This is a genomic window from Micromonospora sp. WMMD754 (genome assembly GCF_049315235.1).
Classification (GTDB): domain Bacteria; phylum Actinomycetota; class Actinomycetes; order Mycobacteriales; family Micromonosporaceae; genus Micromonospora; species Micromonospora sediminicola.
On sequence record NZ_CP186058.1, the window covers coordinates 6,549,083 to 6,574,073 of the forward strand.

Genomic DNA, 24,991 nt, shown 5'->3' on the forward strand with positions numbered 1-24,991 from the left:
CTTCGGCCTGCGCCTCCGTGGCGCGGAAACCCCGCAAAGCCAATTCACATCGTCGCGAATGAATTGATCTCGAAAGGGAGCCGCCATGTCGGAGCAGACCGCACCGATCGAGGCCGACCAGCCGAGCAGCGGCGTCCGCTGGCGCCGGTTCGCCGTCACCCTCGGCGCGGTGGCGGCCGGGGCCGCCGGCATGGTGGTGCTGACCGCGCAGGGCGTGCTCGGTGCGCAGTTCGCCATCTCCGGCATGCCGTTCACCGTCACCGCCGACCGGCTGGAGGGCACCGGGTTCGAGCAGTTCGCCACGCTCGACCAGATGATCCCGGACAGCCCGAACCAGGGCGACACCGGCGGTCAGGTGCTCGTCATCGTCTCGGCCATCGACAAGGCCGAGCTGACCAACCTGTGCCAGAGCATCAACCTGGGCGGGACCAACCTGCGGATCACCGCCGGCGGCTCCGGCAAGCCGGTCACCGCCCGCACGCTCGTCGTCGACGGCGACGAGATCGCCGGCAACGCCTCGTTCAAGAAGATCAACGTCGGGCAGGACGCCAGCACGGTCGACCAGGTCCCCGGCGTCACTGGCAACCCGGGCGTCTTCGCCCAGCAGGCCGACACGGTGACCATCACCAACCTGCGGCAGAACAACTACGCCACCACCGCCGCGATCTTCACGCTGCCCAACCTGCGTATGGGCTTCAGCTCCGACGGGTGCTGACGTGACCGGCGGACAGCACGCGGCGCCCGCCACCCGCACCCGTGGGCGCTGGCGCCGCTGGCGACGGGCCCGGCCGTTCACCGCCGGGCTGCTCATCGCGCTCGGCGGCGCGGAGATGCTGGTGACGCTGCGCGCGCCACTCGGGGTGCTGCTGCACGTCGGGCCGCAGGGCCTGGCCGCGTACCTGGTCCCCGCGGTCCTCGTGCTCTGCGGGGTGCTGCTGATCGCCACCCCGCAGCAGCGGGTCTTCTACGCGCTGCTCTCGCTGCTGCTCGGGCTGGTCTCCTGGCTCACCTCGAACCTGGGCGGATTCCTCATCGGCATGCTGCTGACGTTGGTCGGCGGCGCGCTCGCGTTCGCCTGGACACCGGCCAAGCAGCGGTCCGGACGGGCCGCCCCGACCGCCGGGAACCCGCCGCCCGCACCCCGCGAGCCGACCGACGACGCCCTGCCGGCCCACGACGACACGCCACCGGCGCACGACGCACCGGGCCGCGACGCGCTGCCGGCCCACGACGCGGTGCCGGCGGAGTCGCGGGGCGGACCGGCGGACCGGGGCTGACCTCAGCGGGCCGTGTCGGCGACCGCCTGGGCGAACACCTCGGAGCGGTGCTCGAAGTTGCGGAACCGCCCGTAACTGGGCGCCGCCGGGGACAGCAGCACCACCCCGCCGGCGGGGGTGAGCTTGCGGGACAGGCCGACGGCGGCCACCAGGTCCTCGGCCAGCTCGGTGCGGACCGCCGGCAGCCCGGCCAGCGCCTCGACGATGCGGGGACCGCTGTCCGGGATGCCGATCACGGTGATCTCCCGCTCGGCCAGGTGCTCCCGCAGCGGGGTGTAGTCGAGCCCTCGGTCCGTGCCGCCGACGATCACGGTCAGCGGCCGGCCCTCGTACGCGTCGATCGCGTGCATGGCCGCGTACGGGCTGGTGGCGAGCGTGTCGTCGACGAACGTGAGCCCGGACGGGTCGGGGATCTCGGTGAGCCGGTGGGCCAGGCCCTGGAACTCGGCGACCGCCACGGCGAGGCTGTCCCTGTGCGCCACCACGTCGACGCCGAGCGCGTCGAGCACGGCGAGCGCGACGCAGAGGTTGCCCTCGTTGTGCCGCCCGACCAGCGGCAGCACCGCGCGCGGGAACAACGGCGTGTCCCGCAGGTGGAACCAGGGCGTGCCGTCCGGACCGGTGGCCACGTGGGTGGTGTCCGGCGAGCCGGCCCGCACCGCCGCCCGGTCGCCCAGCTCCACGGCCAGCCGCGGGTCGGCGCCGTTGACCACGACCGTGTGCGGGCCGTGCGCGACCAGGTTCAGCTTGTCCCGGTAGTACTCCCGCTCGCCGCCGTGCGCGTCCAGGTGCTCGGGGAACAGCGCGGTCACCACCGCCACCCGGGGCGAGTCGGTCAGGTCGGCGCACTGGTAGCTGGACAGCTCCAGCACGTACAGGTCCGCCTCGGGCAGGTCGAGCAGCGGCACGCCGATGTTGCCGCCGAAGACGTTCGGCCGGTCCATCGCGGTGAGCAGGTGACTGATCAGGCTGGAGGTGGTGCTCTTGCCCTTGCTGCCGGTCACCCCGACGGTGCGGTCCGCGTGGTCGGCCATCCAGAGCGCGCTGCCCTGCGTCACCGGGACGGACCGGCGGCGTAGCTCCACCATCCACGGGTGGGTGTTCGGCACCCCCGGCGACCGGACCACCACGTCGGCGGCGGCCAGCCGCGCGAAGCCCTCCTCGCCGGTGACCAGCGGCGCCGCCGCGGCGAGCGGGCCCTCCCAGGGCAGGGTGAGGAAGTTCGCGCTGTCGTCCACGGCGACCAGGCCGGCCGGACCGTGCGCGGCGATCGCGGTCACCGCGGCCCGGCCCTCGCGACCGGCGCCCCAGACGGCGACGTGACGTCCGCGCAGATCAGACAGGCGCACGGGCTCTCCTCGTACTCGGCGGTGCTCGGCGGGCGGGGTCCGGCCCAGCCGGACACGGGTGGACGAACCAGGGCCTATTATGGCGTGTGCCCAACGAGCAGCTGCGGCGGATGGACGCCTTCACCTTCCCGTCCTACTCGATCGACTTCGCCACCGGCGAGGTCCTGTTCGACTACGCCCTGACCGGTCCCGACGGCGAGCAGCGGTTCACCGAGGTGATCACCCTGCCGCTGCCGGCCGAGCCGGTGCCCGACGCCACCGCGGCCACCCTCGCCCGGGTCCTGGAGCTGCTGCACGTGGTCGCCGGCGTCAGCTACTACAAGGCCGCCGCGCCGCCCCGGCTGGTGCTGCCGGCGCCGCTGGGCGCCGCCGCCGTCGAGCTGGTCACCGCCGTCTACCGCAAGGGCCTCGCCGAGTACGCGTACCGCAACCAGCTGCCGCACGTGCTGGAGCTGCGTCCCGAGGTGCCGTCCGGCACGGTGGACCCGGCCGTGCCGGTGGACAACTCCGACCGCCGCCCGCTGTCCGCCGTCGGCGGCGGCAAGGACTCGATCGTCACGCTGGAGGCGCTGCGCCGGGCCGGCCTCGACCCGGTGCCGTTCTCGGTCAACCCGAACCACGTGATCGTCTCGGTCAACGAGGCGTCCGACCTGATGCCGCTGGCCGCCCGGCGTCGGCTCGACCCGGTGCTGTTCGAGCTGAACGCCGCCGGCGCGCGCAACGGGCACATCCCGGTCACCGCGATCAACTCGCTGATCGCGGTCGCCACCGCCGTGCTGCACGGGCTCGGCCCGGTGGTGATGTCGAACGAGCGGTCCGCGTCCGACCCGAACCTGGTCTGGCAGGGCCACGAGATCAACCACCAGTGGTCCAAGGGCGTCGAGGCGGAGGGGCTGCTGCGGGCGGCGCTGGCCGAGCATGCCGGGCTCACCGAGCCGTACTTCTCGCTCCTGCGCTCCCTGTCCGAGCTGCACATCGCCCGGCTCTTCGCCGAGATCGACCGGTACGACGCGGTGGTGACCAGCTGCAACGCCGCGTTCAAGCTGCGGGACGCGAGCGAGCGCTGGTGCCGCGACTGCCCGAAGTGCCGGTTCGTCTTCCTGGCCATGGCTCCGTTCATGGCCCGCGAGCGGCTCACCGGCATCTTCGGCGGCGACCTGCTGGCCGACGAGTCGCAGATCCCCGGCTACCGGGAGCTGCTCGGCGTCGACGGCCACAAGCCGTTCGAGTGCGTCGGCGAGGTGGAGGAGTCGGTGGTCGCGCTGAGCCTGCTCGCCCAGCAGGACCAGTGGCGCGACGCCCCGGTGGTCCGGGCTCTGGTGACGGCGCTGCCGGACACCGCCTGGCAGGCGGCGTCCACCTCCGACGTCTTCACTCCCGGCGGCCCGAACTTCGTCCCCGCCCCCTACGCCAAGGCCCTCACCGCGCTCGCCTGACCCGCCCCACCCCGGCCCCTGCCGTCGATCATGAAGTTGAGCCGGCGTTACGCCCGATTCGTCCCGGCCAACTTCATGATCGACCGTCGGTCCGCGCGGGCGCGGGGATCGGCGGACGGTCAGGGGGTGCGGACGGCGTCGAGGGCGAGCAGGGCCACGTGCAGGGAGAGGCACTGCTCGACGGAGTCAAGATCGGCGTCGAGAATGCGGCCGATGCGCGCCAGCCGCTCGTAGAAGGCCGGCCGGGACAGGTGCGCCGCCGACGCCGCCGCCGACTTGTTCCGCCCCTGTTCCAGGTACGCCCGCAGCGTGCCGAGCAACTGCTCCCGAGGGTGCTGGGCGTCGTACGCCAGCAGCGGGCCGAGTTCGCGCTCGACGAACGTCTGCAACCGGGGCTCGTCCCGCAGCAGGTGCAGCAGGCCGGCCAGCCCGACGTGCGGCAGCCGGAAGCAGGGCAGGTCGCGAGGGTCCCGCCGGGCCGCCTCGGCGATCTGCCGCGCCTCGACCAGTGACCGGCGCGCCTCGCGCAGGCTGCCCACGCCGGACCCGGCCGCGACGACCACCGACGGGCGGGTGACCGCGTCGACGGACCGCGCCACCGCCCCGGACGATCCGCCCCGGGCACCGGGGTCGCCCTGGCGGGTCGGGCGGACAGCGGGCGGGCGGACCGGGGCGGCGTCGAGGCGTACCCGGCGCAACGCCGCGGCGAACGCGGCGAGTGCCTTCTCCTCGTCGGCCGGGTCGGGCAGCGCCAGCAGCGCGCCCACCGCCTGGTCGTCGACGGCGCTGGTCAGGGCCGCCAGCTTGGCCTCCCGCAGGGCCGCGCCGACCGCCTCGGCCAGGTCGCGCAACCGGGCCGGGCCGGAGTCCTCGGGCAGGTCGGCGGCGTCGCCGGCCGCGTCGTCGGCGCGGTGCCGGACCACCACGCCGACCAGGTGCCGGCGGTCCAGGGTGACGCCGAGCGCCTTGGCGCGCAGGGCCACCTCGTCCACCGGGCGGGAGTGGTCGATCAGCGCGGTCAGCAGGGTGCGGTGGATCTGCCGTTCCAGGCCCTCGGCGTCGCGCCGGATCAGCCGGCCCAGCGCCAGCGTGGAAGCGGCCCGTTCGATCAGGATGGTGAGCCGGGTGGGCGGGGTCGCCTCGGCCGCCGGCCAGCGCAGCAGCAGCCGTCCCCAGTCCTGCCCGCGCGCGCCGACGGTGGTCACCAGCCAGCCGCTGTCCGGGTCGTACGCGGTTCGCCCGGCCGGGCGGATCTGCCGGGAGTGCTGCTCCCAGCCGTCCAGCAGCAGTTCCGCGCTCTCCCCCGCCGGGTCGTACGCGAGCACCTGGCGGGACAGGTTCTCCAGCACGACCGGGCAGCCGGCCAGCTCGGCGGCCTGGCGGAGCACCTCGGTCGGTTCGGCGCCCTCCACGGACAGCTCGGTGAACCGCTGGTGGATCTCCTCGGTGGCGCGCAGCTCGGTGAGCTGGGCGTCCACGATCAGCGCGTGCACCGCCTCGGTGATCCGCACGAACGGGGTGGCCCGGCGCAGCTCGACCAGGGGAAGTCCGCGTCGCTCGGCGGCGGCCGCCATCACCCGGGGCACCCCGCTGACGTAACGGCGGCCCAGCTCGACGACCAGCCCGGAGACCCCGACGTCGGCCAGGTCGCCGATGAACGCGCGCAGCCCCGCGTCGTCGGCGGGCAGCCCGATGCCGGTGGTGAGCACCAGTTCCCCGCCGCCGAGCAGGGTGGCGATGTCCGGCACCTCGGCCACGTGCACCCACCGCACCGGGCGGTCCAGCCCGGCGTCCCCGGCGACCAGGCGGGGCGCGCCGTGGCGCACCGGCACCAGGGCGAGCACCTCACGCACGGTAGGGAACACGGGCGACACGCTACCCTGCGTCACCGCCGCTGCCGAAGGCCCGCCCCGGGAGCCGGTCGCCTCTTCGACGCACCGCGCCCCGCTCAGTCGACGCCGAACTCCATCGCGGCGCGGTCGAGCGCCGCGTCCTCGGCGGAGGGGACGCCCCGGGAGGCGATGGCCTCCGCCCCGCCCTCGGGCATCGCGCCGATCAGGCCGGTCGAGGCCGCCTGGGCGGCGCCGACCATCCGCTGCGGGGCCGCGCCGCCGACCATGCCGAGGGAGGCGTACTGCTCCAGCTTGGCGCGCGAGTCGGCGATGTCCAGGTTGCGCATGGTGAGCTGGCCGATCCGGTCCGCCGGGCCGAACGCCGAGTCCTCGGTGCGTTCCATGGACAGCTTGTCCGGGTGGTAGCTGAACGCGGGACCGCTCGTGTCCAGGATCGAGTAGTCCTCGCCGCGGCGCAGCCGCAGCGTCACCTCGCCGGTGACGGCGGTGCCGACCCAGCGCTGCAACGACTCGCGCAGCATCAGCGCCTGCGGGTCCAGCCAGCGTCCCTCGTACATCAGCCGGCCCAGGCGGCGGCCCTCGGTGTGGTAGTTGGCCAGCGTGTCCTCGTTGTGGATGGCGTTGACCAGCCGCTCGTACGCGGCGTGCAGCAGCGCCATGCCGGGCGCCTCGTAGATGCCCCGGCTCTTGGCCTCGATGATCCGGTTCTCGATCTGGTCGGACATGCCGAGACCGTGCCGGCCGCCGATGGCGTTGGCCTCCAGCACCAGGTCGACCGCGCTGCCGAACTCCTTGCCGTTGATGGTCACCGGGCGGCCCTGGTCGAAGCCGATCGTGACGTCCTCGGTGGGAATCTCCACGGCGGGGTCCCAGAACCGGACCCCCATGATCGGGCTGACCGTCTCGATGCCGGTGTCGAGGTGTTCGAGCGTCTTCGCCTCGTGGGTGGCGCCCCAGATGTTGGCGTCGGTCGAGTAGGCCTTCTCGGTGCTGTCGCGGTAGGGCAGGCCGTGGGCGAGCAGCCACTCGGACATCTCCGTGCGCCCGCCCAGCTCGGTGACGAAGTCGGTGTCGAGCCACGGCTTGTAGATGCGCAGCTGCGGGTTGGCCAGCAGGCCGTAGCGGTAGAACCGCTCGATGTCGTTGCCCTTGAAGGTGGAGCCGTCGCCCCAGATCTGCACGTCGTCGGAGATCATCGCCCGCACCAGCAGGGTGCCGGTCACGGCCCGGCCGAGCGGCGTGGTGTTGAAGTAGGCCCGTCCGCCCGAGCGGATGTGGAAGGCGCCGCAGGTCAGCGCGGCGAGCCCCTCCTCGACCAGGGCGGCGCGGCAGTCGACCAGCCGGGCGACCTCGGCGCCGTAGCTGAGCGCGCGGCCGGGCACCGAGGCGATGTCGGGCTCGTCGTACTGGCCGATGTCGGCGGTGTAGGCGCAGGGCACGGCGCCCTTGTCGCGCATCCACGCGACCGCGACGGAGGTGTCGAGGCCGCCGGAGAAGGCGATGCCGACGCGTTCACCGATGGGCAGGGAGGTGAGAACCTTGGACACAGGAAAGATTATGCGTCAAAGCGCATGGTCATGCAAGCGAATCCTCAGAGCGGATCGTCGCGACCCAGCTCCCAGAACGCCACCGCCGCCGCGGCGGCCACGTTCAGCGAGTCCACCCCGCGCCGCATCGGCAGAACCACCCGCACGTCGCTGGCCGACTGGGCCGCCTCGGTCAGGCCCGGCCCCTCGGCCCCCAGCAGCAACGCGGCCCGCTCCCGCTGCGCCGGGGTCAGCCGCTGGATCGGCACCGCGTCCGGCGCCGGCGTCATGGCCAGCACCGTGAAACCCGCCTTCCGCACCTGGTCCAGGCCCGCCGGCCACCGCTCCAGCTTCGCGTACGGCACCGCGAACACCTCGCCCATGCTCACCCGTACGCTGCGCCGGTAGAGCGGGTCGGCGCAGGTCGGCGACAGCAGCACCGCGTCGACGCCGAGCGCCGCCGCCCCGCGGAAGATCGCACCGAGGTTGGTGTGGTTGTTGACGTCCTCCAGGACCACCACCCGCCGGGCGGCGGCCAGCACCTCGTCGGCCGACGGCAGCGGCCGGCGGTGGAACGAGGCCAGCACGCCGCGGTGCACGTGGAAGCCGGTGGCCCGCTGGAGGACGTCCGGCGTCGCGGCGTACACCGGCGCGTCCCCGGTGTCCAGGTCGGCGAGCTGGTCCACCCGCTTCGCGTCGACCAGGTACGACCGGGCCGGGTAGCCGGCGCGCAGCGCCCGCCGCAGCACCAGCTCGCCCTCGGCGATGAACAACCCGTGCGGGGGCTCCCAGCGGGTCCGCAGCTCCACGTCGGTCAGGGCGCGGTAGTCGGCGATCCGGGCGTCGTCGGGGTCGGTGATCTCGTGGACGGGCACCCGACGATTCTGCCCCGGCCCGCACGTCGGTCAGGCGCGGGTGTAGCGCAGCAGCACCGAGCGGCCGTCGAAACCGCGCGTGTCGACCAGCCGCAGGTCCTGCCGGGCCAGGTCGGGGAGCACCTGTCGTCCGCCGCCGAGCAGCACCGGGTGCACCACCACCTGGAACTCGTCGACCAGCCCGAGCGCGGCCAGCGCGGTCGCCGCGCCGGTGCCGCCGGTGAGCAGCAGATCCCCGTCGAGCTGGTCGCGCACCTCGACCACCTCCGCGGCCAGGTCGCCGCCGCCGACCACCCGGGCGCCGTGGTCGGCCTCGGCGAGCGTGCGGGAGACGACCACCTTCGGGGTACGCCGCCAGATCGGCGCGAACGCCAGGTCGTGCGGGTGGTCGGACATCGACTCGACCCGCGGCCAGTAGGAGGACATCATCTCCCACACCCGCCGCCCGTAGAGGAACGCTGCGGCCCGCTCGGACAGCTCCTGGGAGTACGCGGACAGCTCCTCCCCCATCTCCGGCCAGTCGAACTCGCCGTTCGGCCCCTCGATGAAGCCGTCGACCGACTGGTGCACCCAGTAGATGACCTTGCCCATGGCGTGTTCCTCCGCGTACCGGTGCGCCCCCGACGGGCGCGCTCACCGATGGGTCGGAGCCGGCGTGGCGGATCCGACACCGCCGCGAAGACTCTTTGTCCGCAACCGCTAGCCTCCGGGTGCGTGACCCGTCCTGTGATGATCGCGCTGATCGGTGTTGACGGCTCCGGCAAGACGACGCAGGCGAAGGCGCTCGCCCGACGGCTGTGCGCGCGGGGCGTGCGGGCGCGCTACTTCGAGAACGCCGGCGGCCGGCCGCTGTGGAACCGGCTGGCACGGGCACTCGGCCGCCCGGACGGCGTGGCGCTGTTCGGCCGTCGGGCCTACCCGGCCCTGGAGGCGACGGTGCGCGCGCTGGCCATGGCCCGGACCGTGGCGGCGGCCCGCCTGACCGGCCGCGTGGCGGTGCTGGACCGGTGGACCTGGTGCCAGGAAGTGATCATGGCGGCCCGGGGCGACCGGGGACGGCGGGCGGTCCGGGCCGCGTACGCGGCCTTCCCGCGCCCGACGGTGGTGTGCTTCCTGGCCACCGCGCCGGAGGTGGCCCAGCGCCGGGTCGTTGCCCGGGGCATCGACACCGAGGATCTGGCCCACCTGCGCGCGCTGGACGCCGCCTACCGGGCGCTGCCCGACTTCGGCACGTTCGTGGTGCTCGACGGCGACCGCACCCCCGACGAGGTGGCCGCCGCCCTGGACGCGGCGGTGCGGTGTTAAGCGGGGGCCCCGCCTATACCGGAGGCGTTAACAGGGGGCCCCGCCTTACCCGCGGCCCTGGAGCCAGCGGAGCAGGTCCGACGGGAGGTTGTCGCGGTTCTCGTCGCGCGGGGTGGGCCGCTGGGGTTCCTCGCGCGGTTGCGGGCGCCGCGGGTCACCGGCCAGTTCCCGGCTGGGCGCGGTGAAGTCGCGCACCGGCTTGCCGGCGACGGCCGCCTTGATGGTCCGGGCCACCGCGTCGATCACCTTCGCCTGCACGGCGGAGCCGACCAGGTCGGTGGAGTCGTCCGGGTTGGCCGCGATGCCGGCGACGGCGACCTGCGGGGTGAATCCGACGAACGTCTCGGTGGCGTTCCGCTCCGAGCTGCCGGTCTTGCCGGCCACCGGACGGTCCACGATCCGGTCGACGCCGGTCGCGGTGCCGCCGTTGCACTGCCCGTACGCCGACTGCTGGCCCACCGGGCAGCGGGCCGCGTCGGTGGCCGCCCGGGCCACGTCCGGCTCCAGCACCTTCTTGCAGTTCGGCTGCCCGACGTCGACCTTCCCGCCGTCCGGCGCGGTCACCGAGACCACCGGCAGCGGGGAGCAGTACGTGCCCTCGGCGGCCACCGTCGCGTACGCGTTGGCCAGGTCCAGCGGCGTGGTGGCGGCCACGCCGAGCGTGAACGCGCCCCAGTTCGCGGCGTCGTTGCGGGCGAACGCGGCGTCCGAGTCGGCCCGGAAGGTGATGCCGAGACGCTGCGCCATCTCCACCACCTTGTCCTCGCCGACCTGCTCGGCCAGCCAGACGAAGTACGTGTTGACGGAGCGGCCGAAGCCGTCCCACATCATCCGGTAGCCGTCCATCCACTCCGGGTTGGCGTTGGCCGGGCACCACGTGCCGTCGCAGTTGCCCTCGTCGTCGGAGGCGTAGCGGGTGGGCAGCTTGCTCGGGGCGTCGAAGCCGGTCGCCAGCGGCTTGCCGGCCTCCAACGCGGCCAGCATGGTGAACAGCTTGAACGTCGAGCCGGCCTGGTAGCCGTCGACGCTGGCGCCACCGGAGATCAGCGGGTTGACCGTGTTCGGGTGGTTGGCCTGTCCGGCCGGGTTGTCGGCCAGGCTGTAGTGCCGGTTGACCGCCATGGCGAGCACCCGGCCGGTGCCGGGCTCGACCGCCGCGATCGGCAGCGCGCGCTTGTCGTCGTACCCGTAGACCTTGGTGGCCTGCTGCTGCGCGGTCTGCTGGATTTTCGGGTCGAGCGTGGTGGTCACCCGGTAGCCGCCGCGGCGCAGCGCCTGCTCCCGCTCCTCCGGGGTGCTGCCGAACGCCGGCTGGGTGAGCCACCACTGGCGCAGGTAGTCGCAGAAGAAGCCCCAGTCGTCGCGGCCCTGCGCGGTCGCGGTGCAGCCGTTGGGCTGGGCGGTCGGGCGCAGGGTGAGCGGCGCGGCCTTGGCCGCCGCCGCCTGCTGCGCGGTGATCGCGCCGGTCTCGGCCATCGAGTCCAGCACGTACGCCCGGCGGGCCGTGGCCTGGTTCTTGTCGCCGTCGATCGGGCTGTACGCGTCCGGCGACTGGACCAGGCCGGCGAGCAGCGCCGCCTCGCCGAGCGTCAGGTCGGCCGGGGCCTTGCCGAAGTAGCGCTGGGCGGCGGCGGCCACCCCGTACGCGCCGGAGCCGAAGTACGCGATGTTGAGGTAGCGGTTGAGGATCTCGTCCTTGCTCAGCGACTGCTCCAGCGCGTTCGCGTACCGGATCTCCTGGAGCTTGCGCCCGACGGTCTGCTCGGTGGCGGCCTGCCGCTCCTCGGCCGTGCGGGTCGGGTCGGTCTTGAGCACGTTGCGGACGTACTGCATGGTCAGCGTGGAGCCGCCCTGCTCGGTGCCGCCTCCCTTGACGTTGGCGACCAGCGCGCGGGCGATGCCGCGCAGGTCGGCGCCGCCGTGCGAGTAGAACCGCCGGTCCTCGGCCGCGACGATCGCCTGACGCATCACCGGGGCGATCTCGGCCAGCGGCACGTCGGTGCGGTTCACGTCGTAGAACGTGGTGATCAGGGTCTTGCCGTCGTTCGCGTAGAGGTAGGAGCGCTGCGGCTGGACCGGGGTGCGCAGCGCGTCGGGCAGTTCCTCGTACGCCCCGAGGCTCGCCTTGGCGACGAGCCCGCCGAGCAGGCCGGTCGGCAGCGCGGCCAGCGCGAGGACGAGCCCGGCGAGCACGCCGGCGAGCAGCACGGTGAGGAGCCGCGACAGCGGCGACCGGGGAGACGGCATGGGCTCCAGGATTGCCGCGAAAGCCGCCTACCGGCCACTTCGCCAGGCAACTGTCAGTTACCTCACGGCAACCGCTCAGCTTCCGCCGCCCGCGCCGAACCGGTCATCCGGCGGCAAGCGGGCCGTCCGGTGACGAGGGCGCGGCCGGGGCGGCGGCGACGCTGGCGGTGGCCGCGTCCCGGGCGATCGTCTCCGGGACGAGGCGACCCGAGCGGTAGCCGATGCCGATGCCGGCGACCAGCACGAAGATCGCCCCGAACGTCTGGAGCGAGCCGATCAACGCACCGCCCAGACCGAGCAGCGGAGCGGCGATCATCAGCATGGTGCCGTCGCCGTAGGAGAACATCCCCGAGCGGGCCACCGACCAGCCGGTGAGGAACCACCCCACGCTGTAGCAGGTCGCCCCGAACAGCACGATGCCGCGCGCGGTCAGCCCGAACACCGGCGTCTGCTCGGCCAGCCCGGCGAACGGCAGCATCAGCACCATCCCGCCGATGCTGGCCAGCAGCCCGGCCAGCGCGATCCGGCGGCAGCGGGTGGCGGCGAGCAGGCCGGTGAGCGCGAGCAGGGCGAGCAGCCCGAGCCAGACCGACGCCACCCAGCCGACCAGGTAGAGCGGCTGCCCGTCGGCCGGGTAGGGGTCGTTGCCCACCCCGCCGTCGCTGGCCATCGCCACCACGCCGTAGAGGACCGCGTACGCGGGCAGCAGCCAGACCGCCGCGCGGGCGAACCGGCGTACCGACCAGGCCCAGCTCGCGTCCGTGGCCGGCGCGCCCCGCCCCGGCTCGGAGACGAACGGCAGGACCCCGAACCCACCCCCGGTACGCCGGGAGCCGAGCGGTCCACCGGGATCGTGCGCGCCGGGGACCGGGGTCCGGGAGAAGAGCCGGTTCGCCGGTTCCTTCATGCGTCACCTCGCTCGCGCCACGGGCTGCCCGGGACACGCAAACGGCGCTCCGGGCCTGGTCACCATCCGTCCTCTGCACCGATGGTGGCAGGCGCCGGAGCGCCGTATGAGCGATTCTCGGATTTGCCGGTCAGCCCCGCTCGCGCTGGTCCGACGGGTCGTTGAGCAGGCTCGCCGGGGAGACCGGCTCCGGGGCCGGCAGTCCCTGGGGGGCGTTGCCACCGGTGGCCTGCGCCTCCGCGACGCGTACCTCGTCGTGGATCTCCTGGGCCGCGACGGCCGCGGCCTGGGCGGCCTCGGCGGCCTCCCGCTCGACCTCGCCGGCGGTCTGGCTGGCCCCCGGCGCCGGCGCGTCGCCGGCCATGTTGGCCAGGCCGCCCAGCGCGCCGCCCATGCCCTCCAGGGCCTTGGTCAGCTCGGTCGGGACGATCCACACCTTGTTGGCCGTGCCGTTGGCGATCTGCGGCAGCGCCTGGAGGTATTGGTAGGCCAGCACCTTCTGGCTCGGGTTGGCGGTGTGGATCGCGTCGAAGACGGTGCGGATGGCCTTGGCCTGACCCTCGGCCTGGAGGATCCGGGCCTGCCGGTCACCGTCGGCGCGCAGCACCGCGGCCTGCTTCTCACCCTCGGCGGTGAGGATCTGCGACTGCTTGTGCCCCTCGGCGTTGAGGATGGCGGCACGGCGGTCCCGCTCGGCGCGCATCTGCTTCTCCATCGAGTCACGGATGCTCGGCGGCGGCTCGATCGCCTTGATCTCGACCCGGGTCACCTTGATGCCCCAGCGGCCGGTGGTCTCGTCCAGCACGCCGGACAGGTGCCGGTTGATCTCCTCGCGGCTGGTCAGCGCGCGCTCCAGGTCCAGCGAGCCGATCACGTTACGCAGCGTGGTGACGGTGAGCTGCTCGATCGCCTGGAGGAAGTTGGAGATCTCGTAGGTGGCCCGGACCGAGTCGACCACCTTGAAGTAGAGGACGGTGTCGATCGAGACGACCAGGTTGTCCGAGGTGATCACCGGCTGGGGCGGGAAGCTGACCACCTGCTCGCGCAGGTCGACCTTGGTGCGCACCGCGTCCACGAACGGCACCAGCAGGTTGAGACCCGGGTTCAGCGTCCGCTTGTACTTACCGAGCCGCTCCACCACGTCCTGACGCTGCTGCGGCACGATCCGCACCGCCTTGGCCAGCGTCACCACCACGATGACCGCCACGGCGATCAACAGGATCGCTGCAAACTCCATATGGTTCACCCTCTCGCTTCGGGCAGCTCGCCCGGGGCGGAAATGTCGTCCTGCCAGACCAGGGCGGTCGCGCCCCGGACCTTTATCACCTGCACCCGCTCACCCGGCGCGTAGCGTTGCGTCGCGTCGTACGACCGGGCCGTCCACAGCTCACCATCGATCTTGACCATCCCGTGGTCGGCGTCCACCGGCTCCAGGACCACCGCGCTCGACCCCTCGATCGCCTCGACCCCGAACGGCTGCTCGCCGGTCTCCAGCGCCGAGCGGGCGTTGCGGCGGATCACCGGCCGCGCCACCGCCACCGACAGCGCCGAGACCACGGCGAAGATCACCGCCTGGAGCGCCACCGGCGCGCCCAGCGCCGCGGCGCCGGCGGCGGCGAATGCGCCGACGCCGAACATGATCAGGAAAAGCGTCGTCGTGAAGATCTCGGCGACCGCCAGCACCACACCCAGCACGATCCAGAACACGGCGTCCACGAGACCAATCGTGACACGTCAACGCACGTGTCATCGAACTGTCATGATCGCTAGGCTCGGCCCAGTGCCCGCCGACGAGGAGGACGAGATGGCTCTGCTGCCCGAGACCGCACGCCGGGTGGACCTGCTGGTCGCCCGGGCCCAGGCCGAGGGGCACGCCCCGTCGCTCGCCCTCGGCGTGGTCCGCGACGGCGGGCTGGCACACCTGGCGGTCGCCGGCGAGCAGCCCCGCCCGGACGGCGACCTGCAGTACCGGATCGGCTCGATCACCAAGACCATGACCGCCGTGCTGGTGATGCAGCAACGCGACGCCGGGCGACTGGCGCTGGACGACCCGCTCGACACCCACCTGCCCGGCACCCCGGTCGGCGCGCTCACCGTGCGCCAGCTGCTCGGGCACGCCAGCGGCCTGCAACGCGAGCCGGACGGCCACTGGTGGGAACGCGCCGAGGGCGCCGACCTGGACACGCTGCTCGCCGGTCTGACGCCGGCGAAGATCGCCCACCCGCCGCACCGCGTCTACCACTACTCGAACCTGGCGTACGGGCTGCTCGGCGGCGCGTTGGAGCGGATCACCGGCACGCCCTGGGCGGACCTGGTGCGGGAGCGGCTGCTGGAGCCGCTCGGCATGCGCCGCACCACCTACCACCCGACCGAGCCGTACGCCCCGGGCTACGTCGTGCACCCCTGGCACGACACCCTGCGGGAGGAGCCGCGCACCGACACCGGGGCGATGGCGCCGGCCGGGCAGCTCTGGTCCACCGTCGCGGACCTGGCCCGCTGGGCGACGTTCCTGGCCGACCCGGACCCGGCGCTGCTCGACCCGGCCACCCTGACCGAGATGTGCGCGCCGGTGTCGATCAGCGACCTGGACTCCTGGACCGGCGGGCACGGCCTCGGCGTGGAGCTCTACCGGGTCGGCGACCGGGTCTACGTGGGCCACGGCGGCTCCATGCCCGGCTACGTCGCCGGCCTGACCGTGCACCGGCCCACCGGCACCGCCGTGGTCGACTTCGCCAACTCGTACGGCCTGCGCGGCGGGCACCACGTCTCCGGGCTGGGCCGCGACGTGCTCACCCACGTGCTCGACGCCGAGCCGCCGCTGCCCGCCCCGTGGCGCCCGGCCACGCCGCCCGGCGCCGAGGCGGCCGAGCTGACTGGTCACTGGTGGTGGATGGGCCTGGCGCACGAGTTCCACGTCGACGCCGCCGGCGACCTGGTGGGCGGTCCGGCGGGGCGGGCGCCGTTGCGCTTCACCCCGGAGGGACCGGACCGCTGGCGCGGCCACTCCGGCTCCCAGCACGGCGAGATCCTCACCGTCATCCGCGACGAGGCCGGAACCCCTGTCGCGCTCGACATCGCCACCTTCGTCCTGACCCGCACCCCCCACCAGACCCCCTGACCCGCCCGCGCCTCCCTCGCCTCTTTCCCGAAAGCGGCGATCAAGGGGTTCGTGTCGGTGTGGATCTCCAGGCGGGCGTGAACTCTTGATCACGGAGCAGGGAGGGCGGGGCGGGGATCGTGCCGGCTGAGCGACGGTCTCGTGGTTGACGGAGGCGCTGACCTTTCTCGCGGTGCGGCTCCTGCGCCACGGAGCTGGGCCACCCCCGGGGCGAGCAACCACTACGCGGGCGAGGTCACGAAGTCGATCAACCGCTCCATGGCGTTGATGAGCGGCGTCTCCACGTCGGCGAAACTGTCCACCCGGGACAGGATGTGCCGCCACATGTCCGCCGGCTCGGCCACCCCGAGCGCGGCGCAGACGCCCTCCTTCCACGGCCGGCCGGGCGGCACCACCGGCCACGCCGCGATGCCCAGCGCCGCCGGCCGCACCGCCTGCCACACGTCGACGTAGGGGTGCCCGGTGACCAGCACGTACGGCGAGTCCACCCGCGCCACGATCCGACTCTCCTTGGAGCCGGCCACCAGGTGGTCGACCAGCACGCCGAGCCGCCGATCCGGGCCGGGCGCGAACGCGCGCACCTCCGCGGGGAGGTCGTCGATGCCGTCGAGCGGCTCCACCACCACGCCCTCGATCCGCAGGTCGTCGCCCCAGATCCGCTCCACCAGCGCGGCGTCGTGCACGCCCTCCACCCAGATCCGGCTGGCCTTGGCGACCTGCGCCCGTACGCCGTCCAGCGCGATCGAGCCGGACGCGGTGCGCCGCCGGGCGGCCGGCACCGGCGCGCGGACCGGCCGGCGCAGGGTGACCGGGCGGCCGTCGAGCAGGAACGCGGCGGGCAGCAGCGGGAAGTTGCGCCGCCGCCCGTGCCGGTCCTCCAGCACCACGGCGCCGGACTCGAAGCCGACCACCGCGCCGCAGAACCCGGAGTCGGCGTCCTCGACCACCAGGTCGGGTTCGGCGTCGACCTCCGGGATCGCCTTCCGTCGCCGCCAGTCGCCCGCCAGCACGTCCCCGTCGTATCGCCCCGCCATGACGATCACGCTAACCACCGGCCCGGCGTGTCGCTCGCCGACGCGCCGACCGTGACGCCACCGGGCGACACGAAACGGTGCGAAGGGGGTAGTTGGGGGCAGGTCACGCCGCCGGAGCGGCAGCCGAGACAGCGGCGGCGGGGAGCACGTACCCTTTCCGCATGTCCTCCCCCGCAACGGGCGCGGCCACGCTGGCTCCGCGCCGGTCGAGCCGGTTCGTCGCCTGGGTACGTGCCTGGCGCGCCGGCCTGGTGCCCTTCGACGAGGTCGCCGACGCCATCGCCGGCGACGAGGAGCATCTGGTCGCGGACGCGCCCGGCACCTGGACCGACGTGTCCCTGCGGGAGGCGCTGCCCAGCCTGGCCCGGCACTCCCCGGACGAGATCCGCCTGGTGCTGCCCGCGCCCGGCGACCCGCGCGGCCTGCCCGGCCCCGGTGACTTCACCGGCGCGGCCCTGCTCGCCGGCGAGGCCGTGGTGGCCAGCGGGCTCGGGCTGGTGCCGGAGGTCCGCACCCACACCTCCGGCTCGGGCATGACCTGGGAGACGGTGCTCTGGCGGGTGCACCCGCTGCCCGCCGACGCGCCGAAGGCGTCGCTCACCTCGCCCGGCGCGGCCGAGGCGGAGGCGGAGCTGGCCGCCGCGCTGGCCGAGACGACCGCGGCGCTGACCCGGCTGGACGTCGCCCAGTGGCGCCCGGAGCTGGCCGGCGCGCTCGCCGCGCTGCGCCGCCCCGACGGCACCACCGACCTTCCCCCGGGCTTCGACCCGCGGGCGCGCCGGCTGTTCGCCCGCGCGGCCGTGCTGGACCGGGTGCTCGCCCTGGCCGGGGAGAGCGCCCCCGGCGGCGCGGTGAACACGTTCGAGGCCCAGCAGCGGGACGCGGCGCTGCGGCCGCTGACCACCGCCTGCCGACAGGCCCTGGTGGCCGCCTGCAACGCCCCGCTGCGGCTGTGACGCCCCGTCTCAGATCTCGTCGATGAGGTCCGCCACCGAGTCGACGATCCTGGACGGCCGGTAGGGGTAGCGCTCCGCCTCGACCCGGCTGCTGATGCCGGTGAGCACCAGGATCGTCTCCAGCCCGGCCTCCAGCCCGCAGAGGATGTCGGTGTCCATCCGGTCACCGATCATCGCGGTGGACTCCGAGTGCGCGTCGATGGTGTTCAACGCCGAGCGCATCATCATCGGGTTCGGCTTGCCGACGAAGTAGGGATCCACCCCGGTCGCCTTGGAGATCATCGCGGCCACCGAGCCGGCCGCCGGCAGCGCGCCCTCGACCGACGGGCCGGTGGCGTCCGGGTTGGTGCAGATGAACCGGGCGCCGTCGTTGATCAGCCGGATCGCCTTGGTTATCGCCTCGAAGCTGTAGGTGCGGGTCTCCCCCAGCACCACGTAGTCCGGGGCGAAATCGCTGAGCACGTAGCCCACGGCGTGCAGCGCCGTGGTCAGGCCGGCCTCACCGATCACGTACGCGGTGCCGCCCGGCCGTTGGTCGGCCAGGAACTGCGCGGTGGCCAGCGCGGACGACCAGATCGCCTCCTCCGGCACGTCCAACCCCATCCGGGCCAGCCGGGCCTGGAGGTCGCGCGGGGTGTAGATGGAGTTGTTCGTCAGCACCAGGAACGGCTTGCCGGAGGCGCGCAGCTTCTGGACGAACTCCGGGGCGCCGGGCACCGGCTGCCCCTCGTGCACCAGCACGCCGTCCATGTCGGTGAGCCAGCTCTGCACCGGCTTGCGGTCATGCATCGTGTCGTCCCCAGGGGTGTCGGTGGTCGGTCGGGCTCAGGGCCGGCGGGCCGCGGGCACGCAGCACAGCGCCGGGCAGGTGTCCCAGGCCGGCAGCTCGCCGAGGCGGCGGCGCAGCCGCTCCCCGTCGGGGGCGGTGCGCTCCGCGACCAGCTCGCGGACCATCGCCACGAACCGTGGGTCGGTGCCCGGCGTGCCGGCGCGGACGAAGTCCAGGCCGAGCTGCTTGGCCGTCTCCAGCGCCTCGGTGTCCAGGTCCCAGACCACCTCCAGGTGGTCGGAGACGAAGCCGATCGGGCTCACCACCACGCCGGTCACGCCCTGCTCGGCCAGGCTGGTCAGGTGGTCGTTGATGTCCGGCTCCAGCCACGGCACCTGGGGCGGGCCGGACCGGCTCTGCCAGACCAGGTCGTAGGGCAGGTCCGGGGCCGCGGCGGCGTGCACCAGCCGGGCGGTCTCCTCCAACTGGGCGGTGTACCGGCCGCCGTGCGGGCCGGCGGTGGCGGCGGCCGAGGCCGGGATCGAGTGCGCGGTGAAGACCAGTCGGGTGCTGTCCCGCTTCGCGGGGTCGAGCTGGGCGAGCGCGGCGCGGACCGCGTCGGCGTGCGGCTCGACAAAGCCCGGGTGGTCCCAGAACTGGCGCAGCTTCTCGATCAGCGGGGCGTCCGGGCCGACCGCGGCCCGCGCCGACGCGATGTCCTCCTGGTACTGCCGGCAGGAGGAGTAGCCGCCGTAGGCGCTGGTGACGAACGCCAGCGCCCGGGTGACCCCGTCGTCGCGCATCCGCGCCACCGTGTCGGCGAGCATCGGGTCCCAGTTGCGGTTGCCCCAGTAGACCGGCAGGTCGACGCCGTTGGCGGCGAAGTCCTCCCGGATCGCCGCGAGCAGGTCGCGGCACTGCTGGTTGATCGGGGACACCCCGCCGAAGTGCAGGTAGTGCTCAGCCACCTCGGCCAGCCGCTCCGGCGGCACGCCCCGCCCCCGGGTGACGTTCTGCAGGAAGGCGAGCACGTCCTCGGGTCGCTCGGGACCACCGAAGGAGACCAGCACCAACGCGTCGTACGCCATGGCCCCTATTCTTCCCCGCCCGCCGTGACGCTCGTGCGACGCCCCCGGCTCATGGCGGTAACGCCCGAGCGGGCAATGTTAGGAAGGGCCCCTTGTTATGCAGAATGCGTTAACAAGGGGCCCTTCCTTACACCTCAGGCGCCGATGGCGTGGTAGCCGCCGTCGACGTGCACGATCTCGCCGGTGGTGGCCGGGAACCAGTCGGAGAGCAGCGCCAGGCAGGCCCGCGCGGCCGGCTCCTGGTCGGTGAGGTCCCAGCCCAGCGGGGCCCGCTGGGCCCACGCCTCCTCGAACTGGTCGAACCCGGGGATCGACTTGGCCGCGATGGTGCGCAGCGGCCCGGCGGCCACCAGGTTGCTGCGGATGCCCTGCTTGCCCAGGTGCAGCGCCAGGTAGCGGGAGGCGGACTCCAGGCCGGCCTTGGCCACGCCCATCCAGTCGTAGACCGGCCAGGCCTTGGTCGCGTCGAACGTGAGGCCCACCACCGAGCCGCCGGAGGACATCAGCGGCAGCGCCGCCATGGCGAGGGACTTGTAGGAGTAGGTGGAGACCTGGAGCGCGGTCGCCACGTCCGCCCACGGCGCGTCGAGGAAGCCGCCGCCGAGGCAGCTCTGCGGGGCGAACCCGATCGAGTGCACCACCCCGTCCAGGCCGCCGACGTGCTCGCGTACCCGGTCGGTCAGGCCGGCGAGGTGCTCGTCGTTCGTGACGTCCAGCTCGATCACCGGGGCCGGCTCGGGCAGGCGCTTGGCGATCCGCTCCACCAGGGAGAGCCGGCCGTAGCCGGTGAGCACGACCTGGGCGCCGTTCTCCTGGGCGAGCTTCGCCACGGAGAAGGCGATCGAGGCGTCGGTGATGACGCCGGTGACCAGCAGCCGCTTACCGGCCAGGAGTCCGGACATTGCGCAGTTCCTCCGTGCTCTCTCTCAGTGACCCATGCCCAGGCCGCCGTCGACCGGGATGACGGCGCCGGAGATGTAGCCGGCCGCGTCCGAGGCGAGCCAGGTGACCACGGCGGCCACCTCCTCCGGCTCGGCGAACCGGCCGGCCGGGATGGCCTTGCGGTATTCGGTGCGGCGCTCCTCGGGCAGCGCCGCGGTCATGTCGGTGTCGATGAAGCCGGGCGCCACCACGTTCGCGGTGATGTTGCGGCTGCCCAGCTCGCGGGTGATGGAGCGGGCCACGCCCACCAGGCCGGCCTTGCTCGCGGCGTAGTTGACCTGACCGGCGCCGCCGTAGAGGCCGACCACCGAGGAGATGAAGATCATCCGGCCCCACTTCGCCCGGAGCATCTTCGTGGAGGCCCGCTTGGCGACCCGGAACGAGCCGGTCAGGTTGGTCTCCACGACCCGGGTGAACTGCTCGTCGGACATCCGCATGATCAGCGTGTCGTCGGTGATGCCGGCGTTGGCGACCAGCACCTCGACCGGGCCCAGCTCGGCCTCGACGGCGGCGAACGCGGCGTCGACGGAGTCGGCCTCGGTCACGTCGCAGCGCACCCCGAAGAACCCCTCGGGAGCCTCGCCGCTCCGGTAGGTCACCGCCACCCGGTCGCCCTGCTTGGCGAAGGCCTGCGCGATGGCCAGGCCGATCCCCCGGTTTCCGCCGGTCACCAGCACGGTACGGGCCACGGGTCCCCCCTCTGCTCCTGATCTCTCGGTCGGTCGGAGCCTAGGGGTTACCGACAGGTAAGCGCTAACCCGACCAGGTCAGCGGCGCGCGTGGCCGGCGGGCATCCACCGCTCGGCGGGGGTCACCCAGGGCCGGTCGGCCGAGCGCGCGCCCGACCCGCCCCGGGTGTACGATGATCGCGTCTGCGGGCCGTTCTGCGCCCGCGCTCCGGGCCCCGCCGAACGCAGGAGGTGATCGCTGTGCGAGATAGCGATCCTCCCAGTCGTGGCCGGGCCCACCGTCAGCCCCGCTGAGCCACGGCTCGGTCGACGCGGCTGACCCGCTTCCCGCCCTCCGCACCGCATCCGCTCCCCGGCCCGCGCCGGGGTCGGCCCTGCCGCGCGGCGGAGCACCCGGTCACGACTTCGTGTGCGTCCCTCCCGGTCCACCCTGCGGCCCGCGTCACCGGGCCGACCGTCGCCACGGAGCACAATCATGAGCCGTTACGCCGCCCCGCTGGGCTTCACCCTCGCCGCCGTCTGGGTGGCCGTCCTGTTCGTGCTGGCCGGCGGCGGTCACTGACCGCCGCCGACCCGCGCCCGGCTCAGATCAGCCGGGACGTCCAGAGCAGGCTCAGCCCGCCGGCGCACAGCGCCAGGAGCAACGCGATCCCCGCGTACCACTGGGTGATCTCGCGGGGCTCCGTGCGGTAGCCGATGGAGCTGCCCATGTCCTGGTAGACCTGCTTCAGCTCGCTGACCGACGCGGCCTCGTAGAAGAAGCCCTGGGTGGTCTCCGCCAGTTGGGAGAGCGCGCTGCGGTCCACCGGCACCCGCTGGAGCTGGCCGCCGATGTCGACCTGGCCCGAGTCGGTGCCGAAGGCGATGGTGGAGACCGGCACGTTCGCCGCCTGCGCCGCCGCGGCCGCCTCCTCCACCGAGCGCCCCGACGTGCGGTAGCCGTCGGAGAGCAGCACGATCCGGGCCGGCGGGATGCCGGCGGCGCCGTCGGCCGGCACCGACCGGATCGCCTCCAGGCAGGTGAAGACCGCCTCACCGGTGGCGGTGGCCTCGGCCAGCACCAGCCCGTCGATGGCGGTGGTCACCGCGCCCCGGTCCTTGGTCGGCGGCACCAGCACGTTCGCCGACTTGGCGAACGAGACCAGCCCCAGGTTGTAGCTCTCCGGCAGCTCGCCGACGAACTGCTTCGCGGCCTCCTGCGCGGCCTCCAGTCGGTTCGGCGCCACGTCGTCGGCCTGCATGGACAGAGACACGTCGATGGCGAGCATCACGGTGGCCCGTTCCAGCGGCTCCCGGGTGTCGATCGCCGGCCGGGCCAGCCCGGTGGCCAGCACCAGCAGGCAGAGCAGGAACGCGGTGGCCGCGGCGTGCCGCCGCCAGCCGAGCCCCTTGGGCGCCAGCGTGCGCAGCAGGTCGACGTTGGTGAAGCGCAGCGCGTACTGCCGGCGGTGCAGCTGCCGCCAGACGTACGCGGCGGCGAGGGCGAGCACCGGCAGCACGGCCAGCAGCCACCACGGTTGCAGAAATCGGATCATCGGGTCGTCCCTCGGGTACGGGCGTGCCGCTGCGCGGCGACGAAACGCACCATGTCCAGCAGCCAGTCTCGGTCGGTACGCAGGCGCAGGTGGGCCGCGCCGGCGGCGCGCAGCTCGGCGGCGATCGCCCCGCGCTGGGCGGCCGCCGCCTCGGCGTAGCGGCGGCGCAGCCCCGGGTCGGCGGTCTGCACCTCGTGCAGCTCCCCGCTCTCCGGGTCGACGACCGGCAGCACGCCCACGTCGGGCAGTTCCAGTTCACGCGGGTCGACGATCTCGACGGCCAGCACGTCGTGCCGGACCCGCAGCTTGCGCAGCGGCCGACCCCACTGCTGCGGCGGGGACAGGAAGTCGGAGATCACCACCGCGACGCCCCGCCGGCGCGGCGGCCGGTTGAGCATGTCCACCAGCGCGCCGAGGTCGCTGCGGCCGGGCTGGATCTCGGTGCCGGCGACCGCCCGCAGCAGGCCCTGCGCCTCCTTCCGCCCGGCCCGGGCGGGCAGCCGGTGCAGCGAGCCCGGCCCGGCGGGTGGAGAGGCGCCCCGCCACCGGCCGGGCGTCGCCGGCGCCCCGGTGCCGACCACCGCGCCGATCCGGTTGCCGCCGCGCACGGTGAGGTGGGCCAGCGCGGCCACCGCGGCGACCGCCACGTCCCGCTTGAGCCACCGCCCGGTGCCGAAGTCGAGGCTGGCCGACAGGTCGACCGCCAGCCAGGTCTCCAGCTCGCGGTCCGCCACCGTACGCCGCACGTGCGGCATGGTGGTGCGGGCGGTGACCGGCCAGTCCATCCGGCGGACGTCGTCGCCGGGGCGGTACTCCCGGGACTCCCCCGCCTCGCTGCCCGGGCCGGGCAGCAGGCCGGCGTAGTCGCCCTGGAGCAGCCCGTCCAGTTTGCGGGTGACCATGAGCTGCAGCCGGGCCAGCACGGCGCCCGAGCGGTCGCCGGTGGCCGGCAGCCGGGTGGGCGGGGTCACGGCCGCTGCCCGGGCCAACCGTTGTGCGGCACGGCCACCGGTGGTGGCGTGGCCTGCTGGCGGGGCGCGACCGCCGGCAGCGGAATGGTCGACATCACCCGGTGCACGATGTGGTCGGCCGGCACGTCGTCGGCGAGCGCGTCGTAGCTGAGCACCAGCCGGTGGCGCAGGATGTCCGGCGCGATGTCCTGCACGTCCTGCGGCAGCGCGTAGTCCCGGCCGCGCAGCAGCGCCAGCGCGCGGGTGGCCCGGACCAGGCCGAGCGAGGCACGCGGGCTGGCGCCGTACTGGATGAGCTGGGCCACGTCGGGCATGCCGTGCTCGGCCGGGGCGCGGGTGGCGAGCACCAGCCGGACCGCGTAGTCGACCAGCGCGTTGTGCACGAAGACCTGGTCGGCCTTGTGCTGCAGGGCGATCAGGTCCGGGGTGTCGAACACCCGGGTCGGCTCCGGCGGCGCCACGCCCATCCGGTAGACGATCTCGCGCTCCTCGGCGTCGGTGGGGTAACCCACCACGATCTTCATGAGGAAGCGGTCCCGCTGCGCCTCGGGCAGCGGGTAGACGCCCTCCTGCTCGATCGGGTTCTGGGTGGCCATCACCAGGAACGGGTCGGGCACCCGGTGACTCTCGCCGCCGATGGAGACCTGCCGCTCGCTCATCACCTCCAGCAGCGCCGACTGGACCTTGGCCGGCGCGCGGTTGATCTCGTCGGCGAGCAGGAAGTTGACGAAGACCGGGCCCAGCTCGACGTCGAACTTCTCGCTGGACTGCCGGTAGATCCGGGTGCCCATGATGTCGGCGGGCACCAGGTCCGGGGTGAACTGCACCCGGGCGAAGGAACCGCCGACCACCCGGGCGAGCGTCTCCACGGCGAGCGTCTTGGCCACCCCGGGCACGCCCTCCAGCAGGCAGTGCCCGCGGGCCAGCAGCGCGACGAACATCCGCTCGACCATCCGGTCCTGGCCGACGATCACCCGTTTGATCTCGAACAGCGCCCGCTCCAGCAGCGTGGCGTCCTGCGCCGGCGTGGTGGTCGCCGCCGGCGGCGGCGCGTCCGGCTCCGCCTCGGTCGGGTGCGGCACGTCGGGCGTGGTCGGCTGGGCCACCGGTCCTC

General features: G+C 73.7%; 23 protein-coding genes. 6 read left to right on the plus strand and 17 right to left on the minus strand.

Annotation, left to right across the window (positions count from 1 at the left end):
- The first annotated feature begins 85 nt into the window (after positions 1–85).
- Both ACN27B_RS30590 and ACN27B_RS30595 read left to right on the plus strand, forming a co-directional pair.
- The gene (locus ACN27B_RS30590; RefSeq protein WP_091573490.1) at positions 86–715 is read left to right on the plus strand and encodes a DUF6230 family protein; all 630 of its coding nucleotides are present in this window, start codon (positions 86–88) and stop codon (positions 713–715) included.
- 1 nt (position 716) lies between these two features.
- On the plus strand, positions 717–1,277 hold the full coding sequence (locus ACN27B_RS30595) for a DUF6114 domain-containing protein (protein WP_253866278.1): 561 nt from the start codon (positions 717–719) through the stop codon (positions 1,275–1,277).
- A 2-nt stretch (positions 1,278–1,279) separates the two neighbouring features.
- Here the strand turns inward: ACN27B_RS30595 and murD are convergent, their stop codons facing one another.
- Positions 1,280–2,626: a UDP-N-acetylmuramoyl-L-alanine--D-glutamate ligase gene (gene murD / locus ACN27B_RS30600; RefSeq protein ID WP_422742813.1), complete on the minus strand. Its 1,347-nt coding sequence runs from the start codon at positions 2,624–2,626 to the stop codon at positions 1,280–1,282.
- A gap of 86 nt (positions 2,627–2,712) precedes the next feature.
- On the opposite strand from murD, the gene ACN27B_RS30605 reads away from it, so the two are divergent.
- The gene (locus ACN27B_RS30605; RefSeq protein ID WP_422742815.1) at positions 2,713–4,062 is read left to right on the plus strand and encodes a hypothetical protein; all 1,350 of its coding nucleotides are present in this window, start codon (positions 2,713–2,715) and stop codon (positions 4,060–4,062) included.
- Positions 4,063–4,181: 119 nt separating this feature from the next.
- On the opposite strand, the gene ACN27B_RS30610 is transcribed toward ACN27B_RS30605, so the two are convergent.
- The 4 genes from ACN27B_RS30610 to ACN27B_RS30625 form a co-directional block, all read right to left on the minus strand.
- Positions 4,182–5,936, minus strand: a complete 1,755-nt coding sequence (locus ACN27B_RS30610; RefSeq protein WP_422742817.1) for a PucR family transcriptional regulator — start codon at positions 5,934–5,936, stop codon at positions 4,182–4,184.
- Positions 5,937–6,010: 74 nt separating this feature from the next.
- Complete coding sequence (argG, locus tag ACN27B_RS30615; RefSeq protein WP_099164446.1) at positions 6,011–7,462, minus strand: argininosuccinate synthase; 1,452 nt, start codon at positions 7,460–7,462, stop codon at positions 6,011–6,013.
- Positions 7,463–7,506: 44 nt separating this feature from the next.
- A complete protein-coding gene (locus tag ACN27B_RS30620) occupies positions 7,507–8,316 on the minus strand; it encodes a TrmH family RNA methyltransferase (RefSeq protein ID WP_099164445.1) in 810 nt (269 codons plus the stop codon).
- A 30-nt stretch (positions 8,317–8,346) separates the two neighbouring features.
- Complete coding sequence (locus ACN27B_RS30625) at positions 8,347–8,907, minus strand: dihydrofolate reductase family protein (RefSeq protein WP_099164444.1); 561 nt, start codon at positions 8,905–8,907, stop codon at positions 8,347–8,349.
- A 123-nt stretch (positions 8,908–9,030) separates the two neighbouring features.
- On the opposite strand from ACN27B_RS30625, the gene ACN27B_RS30630 reads away from it, so the two are divergent.
- Entirely contained in the window at positions 9,031–9,621 is a 591-nt protein-coding gene (locus ACN27B_RS30630) for a dTMP kinase (RefSeq protein WP_396825038.1), read from the plus strand.
- A gap of 45 nt (positions 9,622–9,666) precedes the next feature.
- Here the strand turns inward: ACN27B_RS30630 and ACN27B_RS30635 are convergent, their stop codons facing one another.
- The 4 genes from ACN27B_RS30635 to ACN27B_RS30650 form a co-directional block, all read right to left on the minus strand.
- Entirely contained in the window at positions 9,667–11,868 is a 2,202-nt protein-coding gene (locus ACN27B_RS30635) for a transglycosylase domain-containing protein (protein ID WP_422742820.1), read from the minus strand.
- 103 nt (positions 11,869–11,971) lie between these two features.
- Entirely contained in the window at positions 11,972–12,775 is an 804-nt protein-coding gene (locus tag ACN27B_RS30640; RefSeq protein ID WP_091573481.1) for a hypothetical protein, read from the minus strand.
- A 130-nt stretch (positions 12,776–12,905) separates the two neighbouring features.
- Positions 12,906–14,012, minus strand: a complete 1,107-nt coding sequence (locus tag ACN27B_RS30645) for an SPFH domain-containing protein (RefSeq protein ID WP_091573480.1) — start codon at positions 14,010–14,012, stop codon at positions 12,906–12,908.
- A gap of 5 nt (positions 14,013–14,017) precedes the next feature.
- Positions 14,018–14,491 (minus strand): NfeD family protein, encoded by a 474-nt coding sequence (locus ACN27B_RS30650; protein ID WP_098747961.1) that lies wholly within the window; start codon positions 14,489–14,491, stop codon positions 14,018–14,020.
- A gap of 88 nt (positions 14,492–14,579) precedes the next feature.
- On the opposite strand from ACN27B_RS30650, the gene ACN27B_RS30655 reads away from it, so the two are divergent.
- Positions 14,580–15,893, plus strand: coding sequence for a serine hydrolase domain-containing protein (locus ACN27B_RS30655; protein WP_099165020.1), 1,314 nt, complete (start codon positions 14,580–14,582; stop codon positions 15,891–15,893).
- 221 nt (positions 15,894–16,114) lie between these two features.
- Here the strand turns inward: ACN27B_RS30655 and ACN27B_RS30660 are convergent, their stop codons facing one another.
- Positions 16,115–16,927 (minus strand): DUF3097 domain-containing protein, encoded by an 813-nt coding sequence (locus ACN27B_RS30660; protein WP_422742823.1) that lies wholly within the window; start codon positions 16,925–16,927, stop codon positions 16,115–16,117.
- A 161-nt stretch (positions 16,928–17,088) separates the two neighbouring features.
- On the opposite strand from ACN27B_RS30660, the gene ACN27B_RS30665 reads away from it, so the two are divergent.
- Positions 17,089–17,883, plus strand: a complete 795-nt coding sequence (locus ACN27B_RS30665) for a hypothetical protein (protein WP_091573478.1) — start codon at positions 17,089–17,091, stop codon at positions 17,881–17,883.
- A gap of 9 nt (positions 17,884–17,892) precedes the next feature.
- Here the strand turns inward: ACN27B_RS30665 and ACN27B_RS30670 are convergent, their stop codons facing one another.
- The 7 genes from ACN27B_RS30670 to ACN27B_RS30700 all read right to left on the minus strand — a co-directional run bounded on the left by ACN27B_RS30670 (position 17,893) and on the right by ACN27B_RS30700 (position 24,983).
- The gene (locus ACN27B_RS30670) at positions 17,893–18,672 is read right to left on the minus strand and encodes an HAD-IIA family hydrolase (RefSeq protein ID WP_091573477.1); all 780 of its coding nucleotides are present in this window, start codon (positions 18,670–18,672) and stop codon (positions 17,893–17,895) included.
- A gap of 36 nt (positions 18,673–18,708) precedes the next feature.
- Entirely contained in the window at positions 18,709–19,740 is a 1,032-nt protein-coding gene (locus tag ACN27B_RS30675) for a ferrochelatase (protein ID WP_422742826.1), read from the minus strand.
- A gap of 134 nt (positions 19,741–19,874) precedes the next feature.
- Positions 19,875–20,642, minus strand: a complete 768-nt coding sequence (gene fabI / locus ACN27B_RS30680) for an enoyl-ACP reductase FabI (RefSeq protein WP_422742828.1) — start codon at positions 20,640–20,642, stop codon at positions 19,875–19,877.
- A gap of 24 nt (positions 20,643–20,666) precedes the next feature.
- The gene (gene fabG, locus ACN27B_RS30685; protein ID WP_099164440.1) at positions 20,667–21,371 is read right to left on the minus strand and encodes a beta-ketoacyl-ACP reductase; all 705 of its coding nucleotides are present in this window, start codon (positions 21,369–21,371) and stop codon (positions 20,667–20,669) included.
- 584 nt (positions 21,372–21,955) lie between these two features.
- Complete coding sequence (locus ACN27B_RS30690; protein ID WP_091573473.1) at positions 21,956–22,906, minus strand: VWA domain-containing protein; 951 nt, start codon at positions 22,904–22,906, stop codon at positions 21,956–21,958.
- A complete protein-coding gene (locus tag ACN27B_RS30695) occupies positions 22,903–23,895 on the minus strand; it encodes a DUF58 domain-containing protein (RefSeq protein WP_172967966.1) in 993 nt (330 codons plus the stop codon). The genes ACN27B_RS30690 and ACN27B_RS30695 overlap by 4 nt, the downstream gene beginning before the upstream one ends.
- Positions 23,874–24,983 carry an AAA family ATPase gene (locus ACN27B_RS30700; protein WP_099164438.1) on the minus strand — a complete coding sequence of 370 codons (1,110 nt, stop codon included), beginning with the start codon at positions 24,981–24,983 and terminating at the stop codon, positions 23,874–23,876. Before ACN27B_RS30700 ends, ACN27B_RS30695 begins: the two co-directional genes overlap by 22 nt.
- Positions 24,984–24,991: the final 8 nt, after the last annotated feature.

Bases quoted from the DNA above. Each gene is read 5' to 3' on its own strand.
- ACN27B_RS30640 (WP_091573481.1), bottom strand. From the start codon at position 12,775: ATGAAGGAACCGGCGAACCGGCTCTTCTCCCGGACCCCGGTCCCCGGC.
- ACN27B_RS30690 (WP_091573473.1), bottom strand. From the start codon at position 22,906: ATGATCCGATTTCTGCAACCGTGGTGGCTGCTGGCCGTGCTGCCGGTG.
- ACN27B_RS30675 (WP_422742826.1), bottom strand. From the start codon at position 19,740: ATGGCGTACGACGCGTTGGTGCTGGTCTCCTTCGGTGGTCCCGAGCGA.
- ACN27B_RS30625 (WP_099164444.1), bottom strand. From the start codon at position 8,907: ATGGGCAAGGTCATCTACTGGGTGCACCAGTCGGTCGACGGCTTCATC.
- ACN27B_RS30660 (WP_422742823.1), bottom strand. From the start codon at position 16,927: ATGGCGGGGCGATACGACGGGGACGTGCTGGCGGGCGACTGGCGGCGA.
- ACN27B_RS30590 (WP_091573490.1), top strand. From the start codon at position 86: ATGTCGGAGCAGACCGCACCGATCGAGGCCGACCAGCCGAGCAGCGGC.
- ACN27B_RS30645 (WP_091573480.1), bottom strand. From the start codon at position 14,012: ATGGAGTTTGCAGCGATCCTGTTGATCGCCGTGGCGGTCATCGTGGTG.
- ACN27B_RS30665 (WP_091573478.1), top strand. From the start codon at position 17,089: ATGTCCTCCCCCGCAACGGGCGCGGCCACGCTGGCTCCGCGCCGGTCG.
- ACN27B_RS30670 (WP_091573477.1), bottom strand. From the start codon at position 18,672: ATGCATGACCGCAAGCCGGTGCAGAGCTGGCTCACCGACATGGACGGC.
- ACN27B_RS30635 (WP_422742820.1), bottom strand. From the start codon at position 11,868: ATGCCGTCTCCCCGGTCGCCGCTGTCGCGGCTCCTCACCGTGCTGCTC.
- fabI (WP_422742828.1), bottom strand. From the start codon at position 20,642: ATGTCCGGACTCCTGGCCGGTAAGCGGCTGCTGGTCACCGGCGTCATC.
- ACN27B_RS30655 (WP_099165020.1), top strand. From the start codon at position 14,580: ATGGCTCTGCTGCCCGAGACCGCACGCCGGGTGGACCTGCTGGTCGCC.